Source organism: Cryobacterium cheniae, assembly GCF_004403395.1.
GTDB lineage: Bacteria > Actinomycetota > Actinomycetes > Actinomycetales > Microbacteriaceae > Cryobacterium > Cryobacterium cheniae.
Genome location: NZ_SOGN01000052.1, coordinates 1 through 24,714, shown reverse-complemented (window position 1 = coordinate 24,714; position 24,714 = coordinate 1). Strand labels below are relative to the sequence as shown.

17 protein-coding genes and 1 pseudogene are annotated in these 24,714 nt (G+C 69.3%); 12 read left to right on the top strand and 6 right to left on the bottom strand.

All coding sequences use genetic code 11. The annotated features are described in order from the left end of the window. A pseudogene (locus tag E3T23_RS12940) lies at positions 1-609 on the bottom strand (DEAD/DEAH box helicase); the annotation flags it as partial. Between the two features lie 259 nt (positions 610-868). Between E3T23_RS12940 and E3T23_RS12935 the strand changes: the two are divergent. Genes E3T23_RS12935 through E3T23_RS12925 form a run of 3 tightly spaced genes read left to right on the top strand, consistent with a single transcriptional unit; the run spans position 869 to position 3,707 of the window. After that, positions 869-1,351, top strand: a complete 483-nt coding sequence (locus E3T23_RS12935; RefSeq protein WP_134370840.1) for a GNAT family N-acetyltransferase — start codon at positions 869-871, stop codon at positions 1,349-1,351. Further along, complete coding sequence (locus E3T23_RS12930) at positions 1,348-2,514, top strand: FUSC family protein (protein WP_241977920.1); 1,167 nt, start codon at positions 1,348-1,350, stop codon at positions 2,512-2,514. Before E3T23_RS12935 ends, E3T23_RS12930 begins: the two co-directional genes overlap by 4 nt. Before the next feature lie 23 nt (positions 2,515-2,537). Continuing rightward, the gene (locus E3T23_RS12925; protein ID WP_134370839.1) at positions 2,538-3,707 is read left to right on the top strand and encodes an alpha/beta hydrolase; all 1,170 of its coding nucleotides are present in this window, start codon (positions 2,538-2,540) and stop codon (positions 3,705-3,707) included. 134 nt (positions 3,708-3,841) lie between these two features. Here the strand turns inward: E3T23_RS12925 and E3T23_RS12920 are convergent, their stop codons facing one another. Next, on the bottom strand, positions 3,842-4,606 hold the full coding sequence (locus E3T23_RS12920) for an IclR family transcriptional regulator (protein ID WP_134370838.1): 765 nt from the start codon (positions 4,604-4,606) through the stop codon (positions 3,842-3,844). A gap of 126 nt (positions 4,607-4,732) precedes the next feature. On the opposite strand from E3T23_RS12920, the gene hutH reads away from it, so the two are divergent. The 3 genes from hutH (at position 4,733) to E3T23_RS12905 (ending at position 8,486) form a co-directional block, all read left to right on the top strand. After that, positions 4,733-6,283 carry a histidine ammonia-lyase gene (gene hutH, locus E3T23_RS12915; RefSeq protein WP_134370837.1) on the top strand — a complete coding sequence of 517 codons (1,551 nt, stop codon included), beginning with the start codon at positions 4,733-4,735 and terminating at the stop codon, positions 6,281-6,283. 197 nt (positions 6,284-6,480) lie between these two features. Then, a complete protein-coding gene (locus E3T23_RS12910) occupies positions 6,481-7,134 on the top strand; it encodes a response regulator (protein WP_134370836.1) in 654 nt (217 codons plus the stop codon). Positions 7,135-7,148: 14 nt separating this feature from the next. After that, positions 7,149-8,486, top strand: coding sequence for a sensor histidine kinase (locus E3T23_RS12905; RefSeq protein ID WP_134370835.1), 1,338 nt, complete (start codon positions 7,149-7,151; stop codon positions 8,484-8,486). On the opposite strand, the gene E3T23_RS12900 is transcribed toward E3T23_RS12905, so the two are convergent. From E3T23_RS12900 to E3T23_RS12890, 3 genes are all read right to left on the bottom strand, one after another. Further along, positions 8,483-9,262 (bottom strand): hypothetical protein, encoded by a 780-nt coding sequence (locus E3T23_RS12900; RefSeq protein ID WP_166806293.1) that lies wholly within the window; start codon positions 9,260-9,262, stop codon positions 8,483-8,485. The two genes, E3T23_RS12905 and E3T23_RS12900, sit on opposite strands and share 4 nt — an antisense overlap. A 4-nt stretch (positions 9,263-9,266) precedes the next feature. Continuing rightward, positions 9,267-10,955: a multicopper oxidase family protein gene (locus tag E3T23_RS12895; protein WP_134370833.1), complete on the bottom strand. Its 1,689-nt coding sequence runs from the start codon at positions 10,953-10,955 to the stop codon at positions 9,267-9,269. Between the two features lie 103 nt (positions 10,956-11,058). Then, positions 11,059-16,086 (bottom strand): peroxidase family protein, encoded by a 5,028-nt coding sequence (locus E3T23_RS12890; RefSeq protein WP_166806292.1) that lies wholly within the window; start codon positions 16,084-16,086, stop codon positions 11,059-11,061. Between the two features lie 290 nt (positions 16,087-16,376). Between E3T23_RS12890 and E3T23_RS12885 the strand changes: the two genes are divergently transcribed. Both E3T23_RS12885 and E3T23_RS12880 read left to right on the top strand, forming a co-directional pair. Continuing rightward, entirely contained in the window at positions 16,377-17,285 is a 909-nt protein-coding gene (locus E3T23_RS12885) for an AfsR/SARP family transcriptional regulator (RefSeq protein ID WP_241977918.1), read from the top strand. Between the two features lie 581 nt (positions 17,286-17,866). After that, positions 17,867-19,150, top strand: a complete 1,284-nt coding sequence (locus tag E3T23_RS12880; RefSeq protein WP_174843884.1) for a M23 family metallopeptidase — start codon at positions 17,867-17,869, stop codon at positions 19,148-19,150. A 299-nt stretch (positions 19,151-19,449) separates the two neighbouring features. Here E3T23_RS12880 and E3T23_RS15295 read toward each other — a convergent pair whose 3' ends face one another. Further along, positions 19,450-19,602 (bottom strand): hypothetical protein, encoded by a 153-nt coding sequence (locus E3T23_RS15295; RefSeq protein WP_166806291.1) that lies wholly within the window; start codon positions 19,600-19,602, stop codon positions 19,450-19,452. Here E3T23_RS15295 and E3T23_RS12875 point away from each other — a divergent pair. From E3T23_RS12875 to E3T23_RS12860, 4 genes are all read left to right on the top strand, one after another. After that, entirely contained in the window at positions 19,586-20,311 is a 726-nt protein-coding gene (locus E3T23_RS12875) for an IclR family transcriptional regulator (RefSeq protein WP_134370829.1), read from the top strand. The two genes, E3T23_RS15295 and E3T23_RS12875, sit on opposite strands and share 17 nt — an antisense overlap. A 17-nt stretch (positions 20,312-20,328) precedes the next feature. Then, positions 20,329-21,987: a urocanate hydratase gene (gene hutU / locus E3T23_RS12870; protein ID WP_134370828.1), complete on the top strand. Its 1,659-nt coding sequence runs from the start codon at positions 20,329-20,331 to the stop codon at positions 21,985-21,987. A gap of 81 nt (positions 21,988-22,068) precedes the next feature. After that, entirely contained in the window at positions 22,069-23,325 is a 1,257-nt protein-coding gene (locus tag E3T23_RS12865; protein WP_134370827.1) for an allantoate amidohydrolase, read from the top strand. Between the two features lie 80 nt (positions 23,326-23,405). Then, positions 23,406-24,714, top strand: a 1,309-nt coding sequence (locus E3T23_RS12860) for a formimidoylglutamate deiminase (protein ID WP_241977916.1), incomplete at its 3' end; no start/stop codon positions are given.

Genomic DNA, 24,714 nt, shown 5'->3' with positions numbered 1-24,714 from the left:
CGGACGGTCGTTGTTGTACGCGGGACGGTCCGTGCGGGGACGGTCGTTGTTGTACGCGGGACGGTCCGTGCGCGGAGCGCGGTCGCCGTAGGACGGACGGTCGCTGTTGTACGCGGGACGGTCCGTGCGGGGACGGTCGTTGTTGTACGCGGGACGGTCCGTGCGCGGAGCGCGATCGCCGTAGGACGGACGGTCGCTGTTGTAGGAGGGACGATCCGTACGCGGACGGTCGTTGTTGTACGACGGACGGTCCGTGCGCGGAGCACGGTCGCCGTACGACGGACGGTCGTTGCCGTAAGACGGACGGTCGTTGCGGGGACGGTCGCTGTTGTACGAGGGACGGTCGCCGCGCGGGGCGCCACCGGTGGAGGGGCGATCGTTGCGGTTCGGGCGGTCGCCATAGGCGGGGCGCTCGGAGCGCTGTCCGTAGGCCGGACGGTCGTTGCCGGCGGGGCGGCCGGCGGCACGGTCGGCACGCTCTCCGGCGTTCCAACGGGCCTTCTTCGGCGCACCTTCGGCGGCGTTGTGGCCGCGGTGCCCGGGGCTCTTGCTGCCACCCTTGGACGGTCCGCCCTTGGCGGAATACTTGGGATCAAAGTTCTTAGGCATGGAAATGTTCCTGGGTTGTATTGGGGTACATGGCAGAACAACGCCGCACACGCGACGCAACCTGAGAACCCGGGCAGTCTATGGCCGGGGCCGTTCACATACAGTGATTTTTCACCAGCGGATTACTGGGAAACCGGCCCATCCTGACTTACAAACCCATCCGCGCACACAAAAAAACACACGGTGTCAAGAGCCGACTTACCTACGTTACCTGATCGGTGCCGGAATGTCACGCAGGTTCACCGCTTACTCTGGTCTCATGCCGACGACCATCACCATCGAGTCCCCGCGGCAGCCTGAAGTCACCGAGCTGCTCCGCCTGAGCGACGACTACGCACAGTCGCTCTATCCCCCGGAGAGCAATTTCATGCTCGGTGTCGACGAGCTCGAGCAGCCGGGCGTGGCCGTTTACGTCGCGCGGGACGCGAAGGCCAAGGCCCTGGGAATCGCCGCACTCGTGGGCGGGGCCGTGACCGGGGCCGACGCTGCGGAGCTGAAGCGCATGTTCGTGCACCCGGACGCCCGGGGGCACGGCGTGGCCGGCCACCTGCTGGCGGGGATCGAAACGGATGCGGCGGCCCACGGCATCCGTGAAATCGTGCTGGAGACCGGGCCGGAGAGCCATGCGGCACTCTCCTTCTATCGGGGCGCCGGCTACCGGGAGGTTCCCCTGTTCGGTCAGTATGTGGGCGAGGCGTTCAGCGTCTGCTTCGCCAAGACCCTCCCGGGACCTGCGCAGTGACCCGGGATCGGACCGCCGCCCGCGCTTCGGCCAAGGTGGGTGTGCAGCAGGCACGGAAGACGGCGTCCTGGCTGGGAGTGACCGCGACCAGCCCGAGAATCGTGCAGGCCCTCAAGGCCGCCATCGCCGTGGCCATCGCCTGGTCGATCGCGCCGCTGCTACCCGGCGTGGCGGACGACTACCCCTATTACGCCCCGCTGGGCGCGCTGGTGAGCATGTACCCGACGCTGATGAGCTCGGTGCGGAACGCCCTGCAGACCCTGGGCGGCCTCACCGTCGGCATCCTGCTCGCGGGCGCGGTCATCGTTCTGAGCGACCCGAACGTGCTCACCATCTCGCTCGCGGTCGGCGTCGGCGCCGCGATCGCGGCCACCGGATGGTTCGGGGCAAGCCGGGAGTACATCCCGGTGACGGCCCTGTTCGTGCTGATCGTCGGTGGGCCGAATGCGGACGGTTATTCGATCGGGTATCTGGTGCAGATGACGCTGGGGATCCTGGTCGGCCTCGCCGTGAACCTGGTCTTCTTCCCGCCGCTGGCGTTCGAAGCCGTCGGCCATCAGCTGGCCCGGTTTCGCGCCACCCTGGCCGGCCAGCTCTCGGAGGTGGCCGACGCCCTGACCGACAGCTGGCCGCCCGAACAGGACGGTTGGGCCTCCCGCAGCCAGGCCCTCGTGGAGGTCGGCCGCGCGGTCCGCGCGGCCGTGAGCCACGCCGACGACAGCCGCAAGGGCAACCCGCGAGCCCGCGTCCACCGGCGGGATCTCCGCTCGGACTACGACGAGCTGTCGGCCCTCGAGAGTGTGACCTTCCACGTGCGCGATCTGACGGAGATGCTCGCTGCAGCCGTCTGGGGTCAGCCGGTCCAACTCGAGTTGCGGCCCGAATTGCGGCCGGCGCTCAGTCGGACGCTGCACGCCGTGGCCGCGGTACTGAGGGACTGGGACCCGGACGACGACGAGCAGTCCGCTTTCGCCGAAGCGGATGCCGCCCTGCAGGACCTGATGACCGAACTGGACCAGCGGCGAAGCTCCTCTCCGGTGACGTCGCTGGGGGTCGCGGCGACGGTCGCGATGGACCTCACCCGCATTCTCGCGGCGCTGCGGCCGCAGATCATGCCGGAACCCGAGGCCGAGGCGGCCCCGGACGCGACGCCGGCGCGCTGATCCCCGCGCAGCCCGGAGCACCTGTGGATATCGGCCCAGGCCACCCCCGACTCGGCTGGCATCGCATCCGTTTGCTCACTATTACCGGCCTGCTCGGCATCACCGTTGCCACGACGACGCTCCTCGGCGGCTTCCGCCCCCAGCCGTATTCCGTCACACCCGACGAACCCGGCGACCAGCTCAGTGAGCTCGTCACGACTGAGATCGTCGGCATCCGAACCTTCGAGCGGCCGGGCGGCATCACGATCGACGAGGATGTCGAATACGGCACCCAGTCGGACGGCGCCGTGCTCACCCTCGACGTGTGCTCGCCGGCGCTCACCCCCGCCGTGGAGACGACCCTCGAGGCGGTGCCGCCGATGGACGTGACGCCGGACGGGCTGACGTCACCGGAAGCGGCCCCGACCGCCCCTGCCCCCACCGAAACCGCGGCAGCAACGGCGGACGCGTCGGGCGGCGCGGCAACCGGGTCACCGGCGGAAGCGGCGGAAGCGCCGCGGCCGGCCGTCATCTCCATCCACGGCGGCAGCTGGGCCCGCGGCGACAAGGGCAACAACGACTGGCGCGCGGTCTGCACCTGGCTCGCCTCCGAGGGATTCGTCGCCTACTCGGTGAACTACCGGCTCGTTCCGGATGCCGTGTTCCCCGCCGCGCTCGACGACGTCGCCCTGGCCGTGGAGTGGGCCCGCGACCCCGTCAACGCGCAGACCTACGGCATCGACCCCGACCGGATCGGGGCGTTCGGCGGCTCGGCCGGAGGCAACCTCGCCGCACTGCTCGGCGCCCGCGGCTCCGGGTCGCTGACCGAAGGCGCCCGGGTGGCCGCGGTCGCCGAACTCTCCGCGCCGCTCGACCTCAGCCACCCGGCACTCGTCACCGGTCGGGCCCCCGCGGGGCTGCAGAACATCGTGCTCGACTACGTGGGCTGCCAAACCCTCCGCGACTGCGCCCCGGCCACGGCCGCGTCGCCGGCGGGCAGCCTCGACCGCAGCGACCCGCCCGTGTTCCTCGGGTCGTCGACCGACGAGTACATCCCGCTGGCGCAGGCGACCGGGTATGCGGCGGCGCTCGAGCGCGCGGGCATCGCCCATGAACTCGTCACGGTGCCGGGAACGCTGCACTCGATCGGCATCCTCGACGACGCCATGCGCGTGAAGGTGTCGGCCTTCCTGCACACGACGCTCGGCGAGTAGCCACCGGAGCGGCCTCGCGGCACAGGTTGTGGAAGCCGGCGCACGTTCTATCGTGCGCCCGCCTCCAGAGGGTGCGCCGCGATCGCGGTAGTCCGAGGCCGGCAACGGATGCCGCAGAATCTGACAGTGACGGTCTACGTGCCGCGGATGCGCCGGGAAAGCTGGGCAGCGGTGCCGCCCAGCTGGGCGGCGAGTGCCGGCCACTCCGTCTCGGGAATACGCTCGCGCGGGAAGGTGACGGCGATGCCCGCGGCCGGCCAGCCCGCGTGGTCGCGCACGGCCACGGCGACGGATGCCATCCCCTCGGTGATCTCGCCGTCTTCCAGGGCATACCCGTCGAGGCGCACCTGCTCGAGCAGGGTGCGCAGCTCCGCCGTGGTGCTTGGTCCCCTGCCGCGGCGCGTGGCGAAGGCGGCGGCGTTGGGGTACAGCGCCCGCAGCTGGGCTGCCGGCAGCGCGGCGAGGAGGGCGCGCCCGCTCGCGGTGAGGTGGCTCGGGAGGCGCACGCCGACATCCGTCACCAGCGACGGGCGCCGGGGGGCGCGCTCCTCGACGAGGTAGATCACGTCGCGCCCGTGCAGCACGACGAGGTGGGCGCTCTCGCCGAGCCGGTCGACCAGGGCGGCGACGAGCGGGCGGCCGAGGTGCGAGAGGGGCTGCTGCCGGGAGAAGCCCGAGCTCAGTTCGAAGGCCGCCACGCCGAGGCCGTAGCGCTGCTCCTCGGGCAGGTGCACCACGAAGCCCTGGCCGGCGAGCACCGCGAGCAGGTCGTAGACGGTCGAGCGCGGCAGGCCGAGGGCCGTGGCGATCTGGGAGGCCGGCACCGGGCCGCGCTGCGTGGCCAGATGGGAGAGGATGCGCAGGGTCCCGTGCGCGGCCGGAACCTTCGATGGGGTCATGCGGTCGCCTCGTCCCCTGGGCCGATTCCGGCGAACCCGGACCCACCCGCCGACTGTCCGGTATCCCGGACAGCACCCAGTCTAAACCCGTCCTGAGTGCGGCCTGCCGGGTGTCGAATCGTATGTATGAACCTCGTCACCGTATCCGTCACCGTGGGCACCGGCCCACTCGAGTTCGCCGACATCACCGCGGTGGCCCGCCAGGAGGCGCCCGTCGCGCTCGATGCGACCGCGCTCGAGGGCGTCGCCGCGACCCGTCGCATCATCGAGGGGCTCGCGCAGGACGTGCACCCGCACTACGGCATCTCGACCGGCTTCGGGGCCCTCGCGACGACGTTCATCGAGAGCGACCGCCGGGCCCAGCTGCAGGCGAGCCTGGTGCGCTCGCACGCCGCCGGCAGCGGCCCCGAGGTCGAGCGCGAGGTCGTGCGCGCGCTGATGCTGCTGCGCCTGTCGACCCTGATGACCGGGCGCACCGGCGTGCGGCCCGTCGTCGCGGAGACCTACGCGGCCCTGCTCAACGCCGGGATCACCCCCGTCGTGCACGAATACGGCTCGCTCGGCTGCTCGGGCGACCTCGCCCCGCTCGCGCACTGCGCGCTCGCGGTGATGGGCGAGGGTCGGGTGCGGGATGCGTCCGGCACCCTGATGGGCGGCGGCGACGCCCTGGCCGCGGCCGGCATCACCCCGGTCGTGCTGGCCGAGAAGGAGGGGCTCGCCCTGATCAACGGCACCGACGGCATGCTCGGGATGCTCGTGCTCGCCCTCGCCGATCTGTCCCGCCTGCTCACGACCGCCGACATCGCCGCGGCCATGAGCGTCGAGGCCCTCCTCGGCACGGATGCCGCCTTCGCCGCCGACCTGCAGGCCCTCCGCCCCCAGCTCGGCCAGGCGGTCAGCGCGGCCAATCTGCGCGCGCTGCTGGCCGATTCTCCGCTGCTCGCCAGCCACGCCGGCCCCGACGACCCCACCGTGCAGGACGCCTACTCGCTGCGCTGCACCCCGCAGGTGCACGGCGCCGCCCGCGACACCATGCACCACGCCGCCCTGATCGCTGGCCGGGAGCTGGCCAGCGCGGTGGACAACCCCGTGGTCACACTCGACGGCCGGGTGCGCTCCAACGGCAACTTCCACGGCGCCCCGGTCGGCTATGTCCTCGACTTCCTCGCCATCATTGCGGCGGATGTCGCCAGCATGAGCGAGCGGCGCACCGACCGGCACCTCGACGCCTCCCGCAACAAGGGGCTGCCGCCTTTCCTGGCCCACGAGGTCGGCGTCGACTCGGGGCTGATGATCGCCCAGTACACCGCTGCCGGGATCGTCTCCGAGCTGAAGCGGCTGGCGGTGCCGGCATCCGTCGACTCGATCCCCTCGTCGGCCATGCAGGAGGACCACGTGTCGATGGGGTGGGCGGCCGCCCGCAAGCTGCGGCATTCGATCGACGGCCTCGGCCGGGTGCTTGCCATCGAGGTGATGACGGCGTCGCGCTCGCTCGACCTGCGCACGCCGCTCGCGCCCGGAGCGGCCACCGGAGCGGTGCGCGCGCTCGTCCGCACGGTGGCCGACGGCCCCGGCCACGACCGGTTCCTCTCCCCCGAGATCGAGGCGATCGTGGGCCTCGTGGCGACGGGCGCGGTGCGGGATGCCGCGGTGGGCGTCGTCGGGGCGCTGGTCTGATCTGCCCCGCGGGCGACCGCCCGCGGCGTGCGCGTGGCCACGTCACAGGATCACTCTCCCGACTACCCCGCCCAAAAAAAATGGGGCTGGACGGCAGTCTCGGTTCGCGTGCATAATGTGTTCCTGATCGCCTGCACATGCGGGGCACCCGAGCTCCTGTAGACCCAGGTGTCAGCTTTGGAACTCATCGGAGAACCATGATCCGCATCCGCATCCTCATCGTCGACGACCACACCACTTTCACCGAACTCCTGCTCGGCGCCCTCGACCGGGAACCGGATCTGTGCACGGTCGGCACGGCCCGTAGTGCGCGCAGCGCGATCGAGCTGACCGCGAGTCTGTCTCCCGACCTGGTCGTCATGGACTACCACCTGCCTGACGGCAGCGGCGTCGCCGCCGCTGAGCGCATCCTTGCGCGGGCACCGTCCACCCGAATCGTGATCCTGACCGGCGACCCGACCCCCGAAACGATCGAGCAGGCCGCCGCCATCGGGGTTTGCGCTTTTCTCCCGAAGGACGGGTCTCTCGCCGGCCTGCTGGTCACGCTCCGGCAGGCGCGCAACGGCACCTTCCTGGTGCACCCCTCCCTCGTGGCGCAGCTCATCGCCCGGCGTCGGCTGCACGAAAATGATCTGGTGGTCGCGTCGCTGACCCGGCGCGAACTCGACGTGCTGCAGCTGATGGCCTCGGGCAACGACGTGAGAGCAAATGCGCTGGCGCTCGGCATCTCCGAGAACACCTGCCGCGGCTATGTGAAGTCCATCCTCGCGAAGCTGAAGGTTCATTCCCAGCTCGAGGCGGTCGTCACTGCGACGCGACTCGGGCTTGTGATGGTTCGGGACCGTGTCTAGACCGCCGGGCCGGGATGCCTAGGCCGGCGATCCGTGCCTGGAACTTCCGCCACCCCAACGGAGCCACCGCGGCGGAGAAGTCCGAGGTGCGTTCCGCCGTCACCCGTTATCTGCTGATCAGCCTGACCGTTGTGGTCTGCGTGTCCGTTCCCCTCTCGTTCTGGATTCGGGCGCAGGCGCAGAGCCACACCCTGGCCGACGCCACAGTGATCACCCACCATCTGGCCGACTACACGGTGGGACCGCTGATCACGGACGAGGTCATTGCCGGTGACCCGGAGGCGCTGAAGTTGCTCGACAGTCGGGTGGCCCCCTGGCTGGCCGACGGGTCGATCGTGCGCGTCAAGGTGTGGAACGCGGACGGCCGCGTGCTCTATTCCGACGTGCCGTCCCTGATCGGGCGCACCTTCGACATGCCCCCGTGGAGCGTCCCTCTGCTGGCCGGCGGGGCCGATCGGGCCGCCCTCCAACAGCAGAACGGCCTGGACAACGACTATGAAGCCGATTCGGGCGAGCTGGTGGAGATCTACGTCCGGGCTCTGGATGCCGCCGGACGCCCAGTCATGTTCGAGGCCTACTTCGACGATCAGACCGTGCACGACGAACAGGCCAGTCTGCTCCTGAGCATGACCCCGGCCATTCTGCTGTCACTGATGGTGCTGCAACTGGCGCAGCTGCCGCTCGCGATCCGACTCGCCCGCAGAATCCAGGTGGACTCGGCGTCCAGGCGGCAGCTGCTCCAGGACTCGATCCGGGCCTCGGATCTGGAACGCCGGCGGATCGCGCGCTACCTGCACGATGAGGTCATCCAAGACCTGGCCGGGCTCTCCTATGCGCTGGAAGCAGAGGACAAGCTCGACTCCGGCGCACAGCGTTCGCTGATCGCCAAGGCCCGCCTGATCCTGCAGCGGAACGTGGGCACCCTGCGGGCGATGACCGGCGAACTGTACCCGCCCGACCTGGATCGGCTGGGCCTGATCGAGGCGCTGCGGCGCCTTGCCGATCCGCTGACGGAGCAGGGGGTCGAGGTGCGGCTCAACCTTCCGGAGCACCTGGACCTCGACCGAGATCGATCGTCCATCCTGTACCGGATAGCCCGGGAAGCGCTCTCCAACGTACTGAAGCACGCCGGGGCACACAGTCTCGAACTCGCCTTGATGCAGGATGGCGACCGCATCCGGCTGTCCATCCGAGACGATGGCCGCGGTTTCGATCCGGAGGCCGAGCCACCAGACTGGCATGTCGGCCTGCGGATCATCCGGGACACCGTCCTGGCGACCGGCGGCACGCTGGAGATCTCGTCCCGTGACGGTGACGGAACATCCATTGTCGCTGCCATCGATCGCTCCTAGCCGGCGCCGTGGCCGTGGGGCGTCGATGTCGGCGCGTCGCCGGGTGCCGGCTCCGTTTCCATCTGCACCCCGACACCTTCGGTCGATCGCGGGGAGACCGAAACCTCATCCGCCCCGGCGCGGGCCGGGCGGGCGATCCCGACCCGAATCGACTGGATCAGGTCGTCGCTGAGCAGTGGGCCGGTGTAGTCGATACGCAGTTCACCGTTTTCCACGCTGGTGTCATAGACGCCGAGGGCATCCGTGAGGATCCCCTCCCGATCGATCGATTCCCGAAGCGCCTGCGGCTCACCGGCGCGCACCGCGAATCGGAGGTCGTGAACCAGCACCGGTCCGATCTGGAATTCGACGACGTCCACGCCGCCGAACGACGGGGTCAGATCGATCAGTCGTCCGGCGTCATCGACCGTGCCGCCCTCCGGGAGGGCAACGATCAGCTCAGGCACCAGTGATTCCAGCACGTCGGCGTCGAGCACAGTGGGCGAGACATCAGTCAGGGACAGCCGGAGGCGTCCCGCCGCCTGCTCCAACTGCCCACGGAGCGAAACCAGATCGGCCGTCGTCCGAGGCTGGATGGCGACCACTACCCGGCGACGCACCATCAGCCCGTCAAAGGTCACCGCGGGGCGCCCGTTTCCCAGGTCCGCTCCCGGCTCGCCGGCCAGCACCGTAGCGCTGGCCGGCGGCTTCGATTTGAGGCCTGGTTGGGCGATAGCCGTGCAGCCGGTCAACCCGATGACCAGCAGCACGACCGCGACCGGCCTCAAAACCGGCATCATGTCAGGTTCCCGCCGGAAAGCCGGGCCGATATACCGGCGGGAAGGAACCGAGCGGTGTGGTGTCCGGCACGGGCGGGTCCGATGACATCGGATCGTTGACCCGCCAGTCGCCGACCGCGAACTGCACCATCATGTCGTGGTCCTCGTGCACGAGGTTGTGGCAGTGGATCATGTACCGCCCTCCCGCATTTGGTCCGGTGTCGAATTGCATCAGCACCGTCGCTGACTCGTTCTCGCCCAGGTAGACGACGTCCTTGGGGCCGTTCTCCCACACGAAGGGTTTCCCGCGATTCGTGTTGCGTCCGATGATTTTCGCGTCGACCAGGTGCACGTGCAGGGGGTGAAACCAACCGCCGGAGGAATTGATCAGGGTCCACTCCTCGACGTCGTACGGCTGCGGGTTACCGAACAGCTTCGAGAAACCCGACGCTTCGACGTCAAACCAGGTCACGCCGTTGATCGTCCACTCCCCGCCGCTGCGTTCCACAGTGAGCCGCCGCTTCGCCTTCACCATGGCCGGTGTCAGGCTCATTGTGGCGATGCCGCCGCGGGACAGGTTCGGTGCGCCGCCGTCGTCCAGCCTGGCGGGAATGGCGTTCATCGAGGCCGGCCCGGAATCGGCCACGACCTCGAACCGCATGACCTTGTTGGTGTTGGTGAAGTCGACGTTGTTCTTGTTGCTCAGGTTGCGCAGTTCGATCAGCTGTCCGGTGCGGTACTTGCGGAAGTCGATCAGCACCTCGTACCGTTCGGCCGTGCCCTGCCGCCAGGACTGCACAGTCTGCACGACCGGCACCATCCCGGCATCCGTGCCGACCACATAGATCGGGTCGCCCGTCGACAGGGACAGCCGATAGGAACGAGAAATGGATGCGACGAGCACCCGGAACCGGTACAGTCGCGGCTTCACCTTCATGGTCGGCCACGGCACCCCGTTGACCAGGATGACATCACCCCAGAGTCCCTTGTGGTCGTTGTCGTTGTAGCCCAGGGACCCGTCGGCCTTGAACATGGCATCCGAGACCATCAGCGGCACGTCGTACTCGTCCTGCGGCAGCTGGGCCCGCTCGAACCGATCGGACAGCGGGTAGAAACCGACCAGCCCCGAATACACGTTTTGGGCAGTGACGTGGTGATTATGGTCGTGGTACCAGAGCGTGCGCGCGGTCTGCCAGTTCGGGTAGTGATAATTCTTGACGTTGCCGGGCGCGGTGAAGTCATTGGCGTACCCGTCGTACTGCGGCAGCGACGCCGAGCCGTGCAGGTGCGTGACCGTCCGGAAAGCATCAGGATGAATGAGGCCCGCTTGCGGGAGGGCGTTACGGATGCGCACCTCGGTGCGGGTGCCCTGGCGAACACGGATAGTCGGGCCGGGAAAGATCCCGTTGTAGCCGGCGATCGTCGTCAACAGTCCAGGCACGAGTTGCGCCTGACCGAGCTTCTGGGTGAGCGCGAAGCGTTCATAGGGCCGTGCCGGGTCCCCGTCATCGAAACCTGACTCATAGGGCAGCAGCTCCGGCGGGCGGGCAAAGACGCCCGCGTAGGGAACGGGCATGTTCTGCGGAGCCAGCAGGCTGGTGGTCTGGAGGGGTTCGGTCGGTGCAGACGGATCGTCGTCGCCGCCTCGCGCGCCAACGATTCCGAGAGCGCCGAAGGCTCCCAGCTGAAGTACTTCTCTGCGAGTGGTCATGATCTCTCCCTACGGGTAGGGCCTGAGGGGCGAATGGAAATGGGAGTGGGACAACCGGCCGGCGGCCAGTGGATGCGTCGCCGGCCAGTTGAGGGGTTGGTGCCTAGCGGGTGGTGAACACCCAGGTGCGGGTGGCGAGCGGGTTGCCGGCCAGGTCCCGCACGTCGCCCGTGCCACCGGTGATGGTGACGCGGTACGAGGTGTTGGCGAGCAGCGTGGCGGTCGGATTGATCGTCAGAACTCGGTTTCGGTTCGTCAGCGTGATCGCGCCGGCGACCACCGAGCCGTCCGAGACCCGGGTGATCTGCACCGTCGTGGCCGAGACGCCGGTGATGGCCTCACTGAACTTCACGACCACGTCCCGGGTCCGCGCCACCCCGGTGGCTCCCGGTGCAGGATCCATCGAGGTGATGGTGGGAGCGACGAACTCGCTTCGAGGCGTCACCGCCACGGAACGGTCCGAGAAGGCACTGGTTCCCACCGCGTTCACGGCCGCCACGTCGAACGTGTACGCCGTTCCGTTGGTGAGACCGGTCACCGCGACCGTCCCGACGTTTCCGGTGACCGCCTGGGTACGAACCAGTGTGGTTCCGGAGAACACCCGCACCGAGTATCCGGTGATCGCCGATCCGCCGTCGGCGGCAGGGGCGGTCCAGTTGACGGTTGCCGAGGCGACGCCCGCTGTCGGGGTTCCGATGGTGGGTGCTCCGGCTACGGCCGCCGGCACGAGAGGCGTCACAGCGTTGGACGGAGCCGAGAATGCGCTCGTGCCCCATTCGTTGGTCGCCGCCACCTGGAAGGTGTAGCTGGAGCCGTTGGTCAGACCGGTCACGGTCAGGCTGGTCTGGCCGGCCACAACGACCCGGTCGGTACCGACCGGGGCGTCGGCCGCGTTGAGCAGCCGCACCAGGAAGCCGGTGGGAACGCCGCCGGCGGATGTGGTCCAGCTCACCGTGGCCTCTTCGTTGCCGGCGACCGCGGTGCCGATGACGGGAACGCCGGGGACCGCACTGTCGGAGAACTGTAGACGCTCGATGTTGCGCAGGGTGTCGGTTCCGTCAACGCCGGCGCCGTTGTGCACGACCGTTGTTGTTGATCCGGGCGAGCCCAGAGCGGCGCCGAGCGGGGTGGTGGTGACCGTGTAGTTCGCCGCGACATCGGAGAACTGCGCGATGTCGACGGCCGACCCGTTCGCCGGGGTGAGGATCTCCCGGACGATACGGAGCTGCCCCGGCTTGATCGTGCCCGCGAGGACACGTGCCTGGACGCCCGCCATGGTGTCGACGGTCTCGAGCTGAACGCTGTCGGCCGCGTCCCGCACGCTGATGCGCACGTTCAGGTAGGCGTCACCGTCGATGATGTCGTCGCCTCCGCGCCCCTCGATCAGGTCGCTGCCGACACCGCCCATGATGATGTTGCCGCCGGTGAAGGACGTCGCACCAGCAGGGAGCAGTAGTGCAATATCCTTGACCCGTGCGATACCGGCCGCATTGAGCTCGTGGCCGACCATCGCAGCCGCGTCACGCGAGTCGCCACGCAGGACGTCGTTCTTGTCCCAGCCGGACAGGGTCTCGACGAGGTCGAACCGGTCGCGGTTGGTCTCCACGGTCGGGGGGAGCAGACCGGTGACTTGCATGTCGGAGTCTGCCGCCGTCGGGTCCGCCTTGTGGGTGACCCAGTCGAAGCCGAGCATGCCTTCGTTGCGTTGGATGCCCGGACCGGCCAGCATGACGTCGTCGCCACCTTCGGCGTCGTAGTCTTGCTCACCGCCGTAGCCGATCAGCACATCGTGGCCGCCGGTTGCGTCGTCCTGGAATGGTGCGCCGTTGTCACCCTGGAGCAGGTTGAAGTTGCCGCGACCGGCTTCGAGCCAGTCGTTGCCTTCGTCCCCGAACACGGTGTCATCCGCATCGCCGGCGAAGACGAAGTCATCTCCGTGCCCGGCGAACGTCTCGGTGATGTCATTGCCGCCGACGATGAAGTCGTCACCACGGCCACCCTGGTTGAGGTCACCGCCGAAGCCCTGACCAGAGGACAGCACGTCGTTTCCGTCGCCGCCCTTGAGGGTGTCGTCACCGGCCGAGTCCAGGAGAGTGTCGTCACCGAGACCGCCGATAAGGTTGTCGTTGCCGTCACCACCCTGCATCCAGTCATTGCCATCGTTCCCTCGAACGGTGTCGTCACCTTCGCTGGACCAGACGCGGTTGTTGTCCGCGGTGCCGTTGAAGACGACGTGCGCCGGCCCGCCGTAACGGATGGTCCCGTTCGGCATCCTGATGAGCAGGGTTGCCTCGTTGTAGTCCGTGGCGGGGTCATCGAGGATCGGACCACTGGTCCCGAGCGCACCGACGTCGAAGACGAGGTCAGGCCGGGAGAACGAGTCGGCCGGCAGGCCGCTCACGTCCGTGTTGCGTTGGATCAGCTCGGAGAACGAGTTGCCCTCGAGCTGGGTCAGCATGTTGAGGCTCACGGTTCGGGACAGGTAGTAGAACCGGTCGCCGTTCTGCAAGTCCTCCATCTGCTGCTCGAATACGTGGTTGAAGGTCGACCCGAGGAGACCACCGAAGACCGCCTGCTTCTCGGCCAAACCGCCCATCCAGAGGTCGATATCGTCAACGCCCGTGGTGGTCACGCCGTTGGCACCACTGGCGTAGGCCCCGATGCTGTTGAGGAAGTCCTCGCGATCTATCGGGATGGTCCCGGAGGGGTTGTCGGCTGCCTCGTTTCCAGCCGTTTCCGGGATATCAAGAAGTACGCCATCGAGGCCGGCTGCGCCGTACACCAGCGCGACCGCCGCGTTCCGCTTGCCGGCCAGGGTCGTCTGGGCCGTGATCAGATCGTGCGTGCCGTAGGCCGCAACGAAGTTGAGCAGCGAAGACTTGTGCTTGAGGTTGAAGTTGAAATCAACCCAACTCTCGTAGGGCGTCAGGGCGGAGTTGTTCGTAGACGCGTAGAACAACCGTCGAGCCGCGTTCAGGCTCGGAGTACCGGTGTCACGCGCTCGGGCAATATTCAGTGCCGGAAGATCCAGCGGCAGCCCCAGCAGCTCGTTCCGCACCGCCTCGGTCACAAACTCGTCAATCTCGTTGCCGACCTGCCGAGTCATGCCGCGGACGACGTCACCCGCCGCTTGATCGGCCGTCTGCGTACCGGTTCTGAAGGATGGCGGGTTCAAAAAGGCGTCCAGCAGGGGAATATCCGTGCGAGCGCCGGTCGCGGTGACCCGGTCTACAGACTCGGTCAGCATCGAGTGTCCGAAGCGGTAGACCGCATTGGCGAATTCGCCGCGGACCGACGGGTTGATGCTGGTGTTGTAGCCGGTTCCTCCCTCACCGAACAGGTTGACCATGGGCTGGACCTTGCGAGTGAACTCCTCAAAGGCCAGGTGCTGGTACTCCATTTCGGTCACGAACCGCGCGGCCTGGAACAGGCGCTCACCGTCCCATTCTCCGTCGGCACGCTGCCAGTCCGCGAGCGTGAACATCGGGTTGGCGGGGGCGGGGTTCAGTGCCGCGTAGTCCCGAATGACGGTCTTAATGTCGCTCGGGTCGTTGGTCAGTGGGTCGGTGTCGGTCTCGTTCAGCAGGCGGTTGTGCTCCGAGTGGAACACGTGGTGCACCGAGATCAACCCAATATTCTCATTGACTCGACCGTCGCCGGCGATGAAGTGGGCGCCGAGCATCTCGTCGTCGTACGTCGCCGGGTTATTGTCGTTCGTTGTTCCCGCATCTGCATCGGGGGAAAGTGGCCCCCGCGGCAACGGTCCCGGCCCGTCGGGGTCACCGACCGGAACGGCGAAGTGCGCGATGTCGTCCAGGAAGGCGACGCCCGTCGGCACGGCATTCTCCGTGGTGATCGGCGCAAGCGGGTCGCCCTCGGCGAGGACGTTGCCGGTCTTGACCATTTGAGGGAAGCCTTTGCCGCCGACGTTGGGGTCCTTCCGGGTGAACTTGCCGTAGGTGTCGGTGGCCATAAGAGGAACGCTCAAAACGTCCGCATCGGTCAGGGCGATGCCCAGCTCGTTCAGGGCCTGCGCCTTGAGGGCGGTCCAGTTGGCCATGCCGCCGCCCGGCCCGGTGATCAGGTCGCCGGTTGCCTGAGGCTTGCCGGTGGCATCGTCCTCGTACTTGCGCAGGAAAACCTGGTGCGATGGGTGGGAGGTGTAGGTCTGGCTCTGGTCGACGAACGAGGACGTCTGGTTGATGATATTTCCGGAACCGTCGGTGGTCGCGCGGGTGAGCACCATGAAGTTGGGTCCATCGTCGGCGTTGCCGGCGATGTTGTCCGCACCGTCGTTGAACAGCGGGTCGTCCGACTTGAGCGGCATGAAGACGCTGCCTCGACCGCCCTTGCTGGTCAGGTCGAGACCGTGGTCGAAGAACTGGCCGAACAGGGTGAACCAGGAGTTGTATGGCGCAGACAACCCGACGTCGGGCGCCACGTTGGGGATCAGGAAAGCTCCGGACGGAGTCAGCGTCGGGGTCTCACCGGCGGCTTCCACGGCTGCCGGGTTGTTCGCCGTCTGGTCGACGATGAGGTTGCTGATCACGCGCGGCTGGCTGTCGAAGACTATTCCGCTGCTCTGAGCGTAAGTGCTGCTCCCGCTGGGGGCTGGGCCGGGGCCGTCCGGATCGCCGGATTCGGCGGGTTTGAAGACCGGGTCCGCCAGGAGCGGGAACGCCTTGCCGGCTGTGCCGAAATACTCCTGGCCGGCCAGGAGGTTGTTGCAGGAACCGTCGACGCTGCGCAGGCCCCAAGGAAGTTCGACGCCTTGACCGGCGCCGGGAATTTGATCGGGCCCGTTGCCCAGCAGAGTCCCGCACGGGTTCGCGGCCGTCGACGTTGCGGCGTGCCGCTCGGCGATTTTGATCTGCTTGAGAATGAAGCTGAGGTCGCGGGCGTCGACGTTGAAGCCCTGACCAACCGGCGCTGCGGTGGCACTCAGTGTCGCAGAAGTCAGGCCCAGCCCGGCATAGAGCACCGTAGCGATGCCTGCCGCCAGGATGCGCATCGGCCTGCTGAAGGCGCGCACTGCGGCCGTGCCGGGCGCGTGGTTCACCGGTCGGCGGCGAGCGTTGGTCCCTGCCGACGGGTCTCTGCCGGCTCCGTTCTGGCCCTGGGGAACTTTCATGACACACCTGCCTCTTGATAGGGATTCGAGGATGCAAGGGTGTGACGGTGACCTTGTGGAAATCTTGAGTTTTCCTGGCGCAAGCGGGTTCGTGCGGGGCGCCGGATCCCGCCGTTTCGGCCAACCCCCCATTTTGGGGAATCGCGCCTCCCCCATCTGCGGCTTACGGGACACCGGCCGGCTGATGACTATGGAATCTGTCATTGGAGGCCGTCATGGAAATCACCCAGGGCTCACCCGGGCCAACCGTCCAGCAACGAGCCGCTGCCTCACCCGCACTCGAAATTCGCATGCTCGGTACCCTCCGGGTGGACAGGATGGGCGCCGTTCTGGGCGCCCATCATCTGGGCGGGCCCAAGCCCAGGCAGATTCTGGAGTTACTCCTGCTCCATCTGGGTACGCCTATTTCCAAGGAGCGACTGATCGAACTCCTCTGGGAAGGACATCCGCCTGCCGAAGCCCAGCCCACCCTGGAGAGTTACGTTTGCGTGCTGCGTCGCCATCTTCAGCCCGGAGCCGGCCGAACCGGTCCGCTGCAGACCGTCAACGGTGGCTACGTGATGGAGAAAAGCCTCGTCGACCTCGACCTGGACCGATTCGACGCCCTCTTCCGCCACGCCCAGCAGTCCTCCGCCTCCGAAGCACTGCCGCTGCTGCGCGAGGCACTGGCGTTGGCGGCCCTGCCTCTGCTCGGAGACGAGCTGGTCCCGGCCTGGGCGGCCGAGGAGCGCACCCTGCACGCGGCCCGGGTCACCGCTGCCCGGATTCTGGCTGCCGAGACGGCAACCGCGCTGCTCTTGACCGAGGAATCCGTGGACTGGGCGAATCAGGCGCTGGTCGGGGATCCGCTGAACGAACATGCCTGGACAGCCTTGATTTTGGGGCTGGAACACGCCGGCCGGCACGCGGAAGGGCTCCAGGCGTTTGAAACGTTCCGTCGTGCCCTCGATCTCGAACTGGGATGCGCACCTGGAACGGCCCTCCGGGCAGCCCAGGCCAGACTGCTGCAGGCGACCGCGGATGATGAGTTCTCCGACGTGCTCTCGGCGCTTTTCCTGCTGCACGATCAATGTCAGCGCGCCGTCCGCTCGCCGAATGGACCAGCCTTCCTGCATGTGGAGCCCGCGGCTCCCGACGTTCTGAGGGAGGCCGGGATCGTGCTGGATTCCTTCCTTCGCCGCGCCCGGTTCGGGGTCTGACATGATCGCGGCCTCCTGGATCGGGGAGCTCCGCGCACGCTTGTATGCCCCCGGACCCCATGGCATGATGACTCCCGACAACCGTGCGAACTGCCCGTCCATCCCTCGAAAATGGATTGCGTAGGCTCATGAACTGCACCCCGAAAGCTCATCGAACCAACCGTCCCTTTTCTGCGCCACGATGGCGAGGTCTGGCCCTACCCGTGGCATCGATCGTGCTGGTCTCACTGGCGTTCGTCGGCCTCCCTTCGCCGGCCCACGCCGACACGGTGCCGCCTGTCACGATTCGGAAGACATCGGTGGGCACCCTGTATTCCGCACCGACTCCCGGCACACCCCCTACCCCGACTGCCACTCCCAGCCCCGCGCCACCCACCACCGAGCCGCCGAGCGCTGAGCCGCCAAGCACTGAGCCGCCAAGCACTGAGCCGCCGGCACCTGCACCGACCCCGGAGCCGACCACCGCTCCCACCCCCACCCCGGATGCGACCCCCGTTCCAGAGACGACACCCGTTCCGGAGACGACACCCGTTCCAGAGACGACACCGACGCCCACGCCGGCCCCGACCCCCGACCCAACAGTGGCACCGACACCACTTCCAACCCCGGCTCCGCCGACTGCGACCCCGACCGCACCCACACCCGCATCCGCACCCGCACCCGCACCCGCACCCGCGGTCCCTCCCACGACTGCAGGACCAGCTCCGAGCTCTGCTCTTGCCGCCGCGGCGCCCGCCACCGCCGCACAGGCTGTCCAGGCGAGGGCTGCCGAGGCCAGGGCTGCCGCGGCGCGCCTTCGTTCAGCCGAACAGGCCTTCGCCGAGCGGGCCCAAGCTCAGCACAAAGCTGCCTACGCCGCCGCGCTGACGCGGCAGGGCCGCGCCCAGGCGACCTACGACGTCACGAAACTGACCTACGCCGGCGCCAAGGCCGACTACGACGCTACCGGCGTGCAGGCCGACCTCGTGCGCGAACTCGGCGCCGCCGCCACGGCCACGGCCGACGCATCCCGCCGGACGCTGGCCACGCTCGTGCGTGCGACCCTGCAACAGTCGGGGCCTGAAGCCGTAGACGTGCTGCTCGCTGGCGATAGCGATGGCAATGACCTACTCGCCCGGCTCGCCACGCTCGAGACCCTGAACCGGCTCACGAACAGCCTCGACGAGGTGGAGGCCCGCGTCGACGCCGACACCAGGCGCGAGAAAACCCTGCAGGATCAGGACGCCGCACTGCGGGCCACGATCGAGGCCATCCCTCTCACCGACACCCGCATCGCCATGGAAGACGCCCAGCAGGAGCTCGATGCGGCCGCTGCCGAGGTGGCCGATCTCGCCGCGTCGACGCCGGTCACCCTCTCCCTGACACCGCTGCCCGACCCGCTGCCCGCCCCAGTGCCCGCGGCCGGCACCGACGATTTCGGCGGCCGGCTTCAGGGCCAACTCAGCGGCCACGGGTGGGCTGCTCCGGCGGTCGGTTCCCTGACGGATGGCTTCGGCCCCCGACCCGATCGCCCCCTGCCCGACGTGAGCGACTTCCACCGCGGCACCGACATCGGCGCCGCGTGCGGGGCGGCCGTCTATGCGGCGAGCGCAGGGGTCGTGGCGACGGCAGCACCTCTGGGCACCTACGGCAACTGGATCCTCATCGACCACGGCAACGGCATCACCACCGGCTACGCACATCTGGCCGAGGGACAGACCGTCGTGAGCGCGGGCGAAACCGTGATTGCCGGGCAGGTCATCGCGAGCGTCGGCAGCACCGGGTCCTCCACCGGCTGCCACCTGCACTTCGAGGTGCGGGTCGACGGCACCGCCATCGACGCGCGGCCGTTCCTGGTGCAGCGCGGCGTGCAGTTCGGCAGCTGAGGACCTCGAGAGTGCCCGCCGAACCGTGAGTATCGCCCCTCTTTTGGCGTGGCGAACGGGCGTTTCTCACGGCTCGGCGGACCGGGCAGCCGCGTGGAGCGCGGGTGGGCGCGTAGAGGGCGCCGCCCGAGGCATCCGTCGGCACCCGCCGGCGGCATCCGTCGGCACCCGCCCGGGCGGCGCCCCGCGACAGCAGCGCAGTAGTCATCCCTGATTATCCCGCGCGCACCCCCGGCGCCGGCCGTGAACCGACAGCTTTGAGGGGTGTGGCAGCCGCGAGACCCCTCAAAGCTGTCGGTTCACCGACGAAAAACGAGGCGTGGAGAATCTTCAGGCCAAACCTTGCCATTCAGTGGCAGTTGAGTTTTACTGGGTGACACGGGCACCAGCACCGGCACCAGCACCAGCACCAGCACCAGCACCAGGAGCGCACCGATGGCCGAGTCGTCCACCCGCACCGTGGAACGCGCCCTCGACCTGCTCGCCGTGATCTGCGACGCCGACGGGCTCACGCTCTCCGAGAGCTCCCGCGCCGTCGACCTCGCACCGAGCACCGCCCTGCGCCTGTTGCGCACGCTCGAGACGCGCGGCTTCGTGCGGAAGACCGACGACGGCGCCTACCTGCCGGGCAGCCGCATCATCCAGCTCGGCGCGCAGTCGCTCAGCAGCGAGTCGCTGGTCACCCTCTCCCGCCCGGCCATGGAACGGCTCGTCGCCGAAACCGGTGAATCCGTCTACCTCAGCATCCGGGGCCACGACGCCACCGGGCTCTACATCGCCATCGTCGAGGGCACCCACTCGGTGCGGCACGCGAGTTGGGTCGGTCGCACCGTTCCACTCGAACGCTCGGCGGCCGGGCAGGTGCTCACCGGGCACACCCCTGAAACCGGCTACGTGGTCGTCGAACGCGGCGTCGAAACGGATGTCACGGCCCTGGCCGCGCCGATCCGCTCCGAGGCGAGAACGGTCGCCGCCCTGAGCCTGGTCATTCCGAGCTACCGGGTGGCGCCCGCCGACATCCGTCGCTACGGACCGTTGCTGGCCCGCGCCGCCGGGCAGGTGTCCGCCGGGCTCGGCCGCACCACACCCGCTCTCCCCCCGAATGGACCGACCCGGGATCACCCGAGCACCTTGACCCACCCGAGCACCCCGAACGTCTGACCCCCAAGGAGACAGTGATGTCCGAATCCCGCCCCGTGCGCGCCGCCCGCGGCAGCACGTTGACCGCGAAGAGCTGGCAGACCGAGGGCCCGCTACGGATGCTGATGAACAACCTCGACCCCGAGGTGGCCGAGCACCCGGAGAGTCTCGTGGTCTACGGCGGCACGGGCAAGGCCGCCCGAAACTGGGAGGCCTACGACGCCATCGTGCGCACCCTGACCACGCTGGAGAAAGACGAGACGCTGCTGGTGCAGTCGGGCAAGCCGGTCGGCGTGTTCCGCACCCACGAGTGGGCGCCGCGGGTGCTGATCGCCAACTCCAACCTGGTCGGCGACTGGGCCACCTGGCCGGAGTTCCGGCGCCTGGAGGCCCTCGGCCTCACCATGTACGGCCAGATGACGGCCGGTTCGTGGATTTACATCGGCACCCAGGGCATCCTGCAGGGAACGTATGAGACCTTCGCCGCAGTGGCCGCGAAAAGGTTCGGCGGCACCCTGGCCGGCACGCTCACCCTCACCGGCGGGGCCGGCGGGATGGGCGGCGCGCAACCGCTGGCCGTCACCATGAACGACGGCGCCGTGCTGATCGTCGACGTCGACGAGTCCCGGCTGCTGCGCCGCGCCGAGCACGGCTACCTCGACGAGTTGGCACCCACCCTCGACGACGCCGTCGCCCGGGTGCTCGCGGCGAAGAACGAGAAGCGCGCTCTCTCGGTGGGTGTGGTCGGCAACGCGGCGACCGTGTTCGCCGAGTTGCTGGAACGCCGGATTCCGATCGATATCGTCACCGACCAGACCAGCGCCCACGACCCTCTGGCCTACCTGCCGGAGGGCGTCACCCTGGCGGACTGGCACGCCTACGCGGCCGCGAAGCCCGAGGAGTTCACCGAGCGGGCGCGGGCCTCCATGGCGAAGCAGGTCACCGCGATGGTGGGCTTTCAGGATGCCGGCGCCGAGGTCTTCGACTACGGCAACTCGATCCGGGCGGAGGCGGAGCTCGGCGGCTGCGCGCGGGCGTTCGACTTCCCCGGGTTCGTGCCCGCGTACATCCGCCCGCTCTTCGCCGAGGGCAAGGGGCCGTTCCGCTGGGTGGCGCTCTCCGGTGACCCGGCCGACATCGCGGCCACCGACAAGGCGATCGTGGAGCTGTTTCCCGGCGACGAGCACCTGCGCCGCTGGATCACGAAGGCGCAGGACACCGTGCACTTCGAGGGTCTGCCGGCCCGGATCTGCTGGCTCGGCTACCAGGAACGGCACCGGGCCGGCCTGAAATTCAACGAGATGGTGGCGTCGGGCGAGCTCAGCGCGCCCATCGTCATCGGCCGCGACCACCTCGACTCCGGCTCGGTCGCGTCGCCGTACCGGGAGACCGAGGACATGCTGGACGGGTCGGATGCGATCGCCGACTGGCCGCTGCTGAACGCGCTGCTGAACACCGCGTCCGGCGCCACCTGGGTGTCGATCCACCACGGGGGTGGTGTCGGGATCGGCCGCAGCATCCACGCCGGCCAGGTGATCGTGGCCGACGGCACCCCGCTGGCCGCCGAGAAGATCGCCCGGGTGCTTACCAACGACCCCGGAACCGGCGTGATGCGGCACGTAGACGCCGGGTATGAGCGGGCCGCGGAGGTCGCCCGCGAGCGCGGCCTGCGCGTGCCGATGTGGGAGTCGGAGTGAGCGGGGTGCACGAGTGAGCGGGGTGCACGAGTGAGCGGGGCGCGCGAGTGAGCGGGGCGCGCGAGTGAGCGGGGCGCGCGAATGAGCGAACTCGCCCACGGCACGCTCGCCGGGCTCGCCGAGATCGCGGGCACCGGCCGGGATTCCCGCCGCGGCGGTTACTCCCGCCACCTCTGGCAGGGGGCCGACCTCGAACTGCGGGCCTGGTTCGTGGAGCGCGCCGAACGCACCGGGCTCCTCGTCGAGACCGACCGCAACGGCAACCTCTGGGCCTGGTGGGGAGAGCCGGGACCGGATGCCGTGGTCACGGGCAGCCACCTGGATTCCGTTCCCGGCGGCGGCGCCTACGACGGACCCCTCGGCGTGGTCAGCGCGCTCGAGGCCGTGGCGCGGCTGAAGGCATCCGGGTTCACGCCGTCCCGCCCCCTGGCGGTGCTCGTCTTCGCCGAGGAGGAGGGCTCCCGGTTCGGGATCGCCTGCCTGGGCTCCCGACTGCTGACCGGCGGCATCGACGCCGACCGGGCCCGCGCGCTCGTCGACGCCGACGGCATCACCCTGGCGGAGGCCGCCCGCCGCGCCGGGCTCGACCCCGCCCACCTCGGCGCCGACCGGGACGCCCTCGCCCGGATCGGCCTCTTCCTCGAACTGCACGTGGAGCAGGGCCGCGGCCTGGTCGACCTCGGCCGACCGGTGGCCGTGGCGTCGTCGATCCTCGCGCACGGGCGCTGGCGCCTCACCGTGACAGGGCAGGGCAACCACGCCGGCGCCACCCCGATGCCCGGCCGCCGCGACCCGGTCGTGGCCGCCGCCCGCGCGATCGTCGCCGTGCAGGATGAAGCCCTGAACCACCCCGGCGCGCGCGCCACGGTCGGCCGCCTCGAGGTGGTGCCCGGCGGAACCAACGTGATCGCGTCATCCGTGCACGCCTGGCTCGACGCCCGCGCGCACACCGACGCCGACACCCGCGCCCTGGTGACCGCGATCGGGGCGGCCGTGAGCGAGGCCGTGACGGTGAACGGATGTTCCGTGGCCGTCACCGAGGAATCCTGGACCGGCACGGTGACGTTCGACCCCGATCTCGTGGGGCGGTTCCGGGCGGCGCTCGGCGGTGCCGCCGCCGACGGTACCGACGGTACCGACGGCGGCGCCGCCCTCGTTCCGGCGCTGCCGACCGGCGCCGGCCACGACGCCGGCGTGCTCGCGGCGAGCGTGCCGAGCGCCATGCTCTTCGTTCGGAACCCCACCGGTGTCTCGCACTCCCCCGAAGAATTCGCCGAGGTGGCGGACTGCGTGGCCGGGATCGACGCCCTGGAGACCCTGCTGCGGAGCCTGCTGTGAGCGGGCGCGCGGGCGGGGGTGGCAGCGGGAGCGGATCTCGACAGGCTCGACGACCGGTTGCCACCTTCTGGTGTGAACGGGTGCTGGCGGACGGGGTTGCCCGGTCCGGCGTGCGCCTCGAGGTCGGCGCGGACGGGCGCCTCGAGGCCGTCACCGCGCGCACGACGCCGCGGCCCGGCGACGTGCGCCTCGGCACCGTGCTGCCGGGGCTCGCCAACGCGCACTCGCACGCCTTCCACCGGGCGCTGCGGGGCCGCACCCACGGTGCCGGCGGCGACTTCTGGCAGTGGCGCGAGACCATGTACGAGGTGGCCGCCGGTCTCGACCCCGAGCGCTACTTTCTGCTGGCGCGCGCGGTGTTCGCCGAGATGCTGGTCTCCGGTTTCACCGCGGTCGGCGAGTTCCATTACCTGCACCACCGGCCGGACGGCTCCCGCCACGCCACCGAGCACGCCATGGAGCTGGCACTGGCGGCCGCGGCGCGGGAGGTGGGCATCCGTCTGGTACTGCTCGACACGCTCTATCTGGACGGCGGGATCGGGGTGCCGCTCGCCCCCGCGCAGCGCGCCTTCGGCGACGGGTCGGCGGCCGCCTGGCTGGCCCGGTGGCACTCGCTGCGTGCGGCGCTCGGCAGCGCGGCGTTCGGCCCGGATGCCCCCGTGACCCTGGGTGCCGCGATCCACTCCGTGCGGGCGGTGACCGAGCCCGCGATGCGGGAGGCGCTCGACGGGCTGCCGGGCACGGTTCCGCTGCACATCCACCTGTCGGAGCAGCCGCAGGAGAACGCGGACTGCCGGGCCGCGTACGGCCGCACCCCGACCGAGCTGCTGGCCGGGCTCGGGGCGCTCGTTCCGCGGCTGAGCGTCGTGCACGCCACCCACCTCACCGACGAGGACGTGGCGCTGATCGGGGCATCCGGGGCCACGGTCGTGATCTGCCCGACCACGGAAGCCGACCTCGGCGACGGAATCGGTCCCGCCCTGCGGCTGCAGCGGGCCGGCGCGCGGATCGCCCTCGGCTCGGACCAGAACGCCGTCATCGACCCGCTGCTGGAGATGCGCGGCCTGGAGGCCGGCGAACGCCTGGCATCGGGCCGCCGCGGCCGGTTCACGCCCGCCGAACTGCTCGCGGCCGGCTCGGACAACGGCTACGCCGCGCTCGGGCTCGGCCGGCAGCGCCTCGCCCCCGGTGACCTCTGCGACCTGGTGGAGCTGGCGGGCGACAGCATCCGAACGGCCGGATCACTGCCGGAGCAGCTGCCGCTCACCGCGACGGCCGCCGACGTACGCCGGGTGATCGTCGGCGGCCGCGTCGTCGCCGAGAACGGGGCGCTGGTGGGTGCCGGCGCGGCTGGTGCGGGCGGGCCCGCCGGCGCAGACGGGCCCGCCG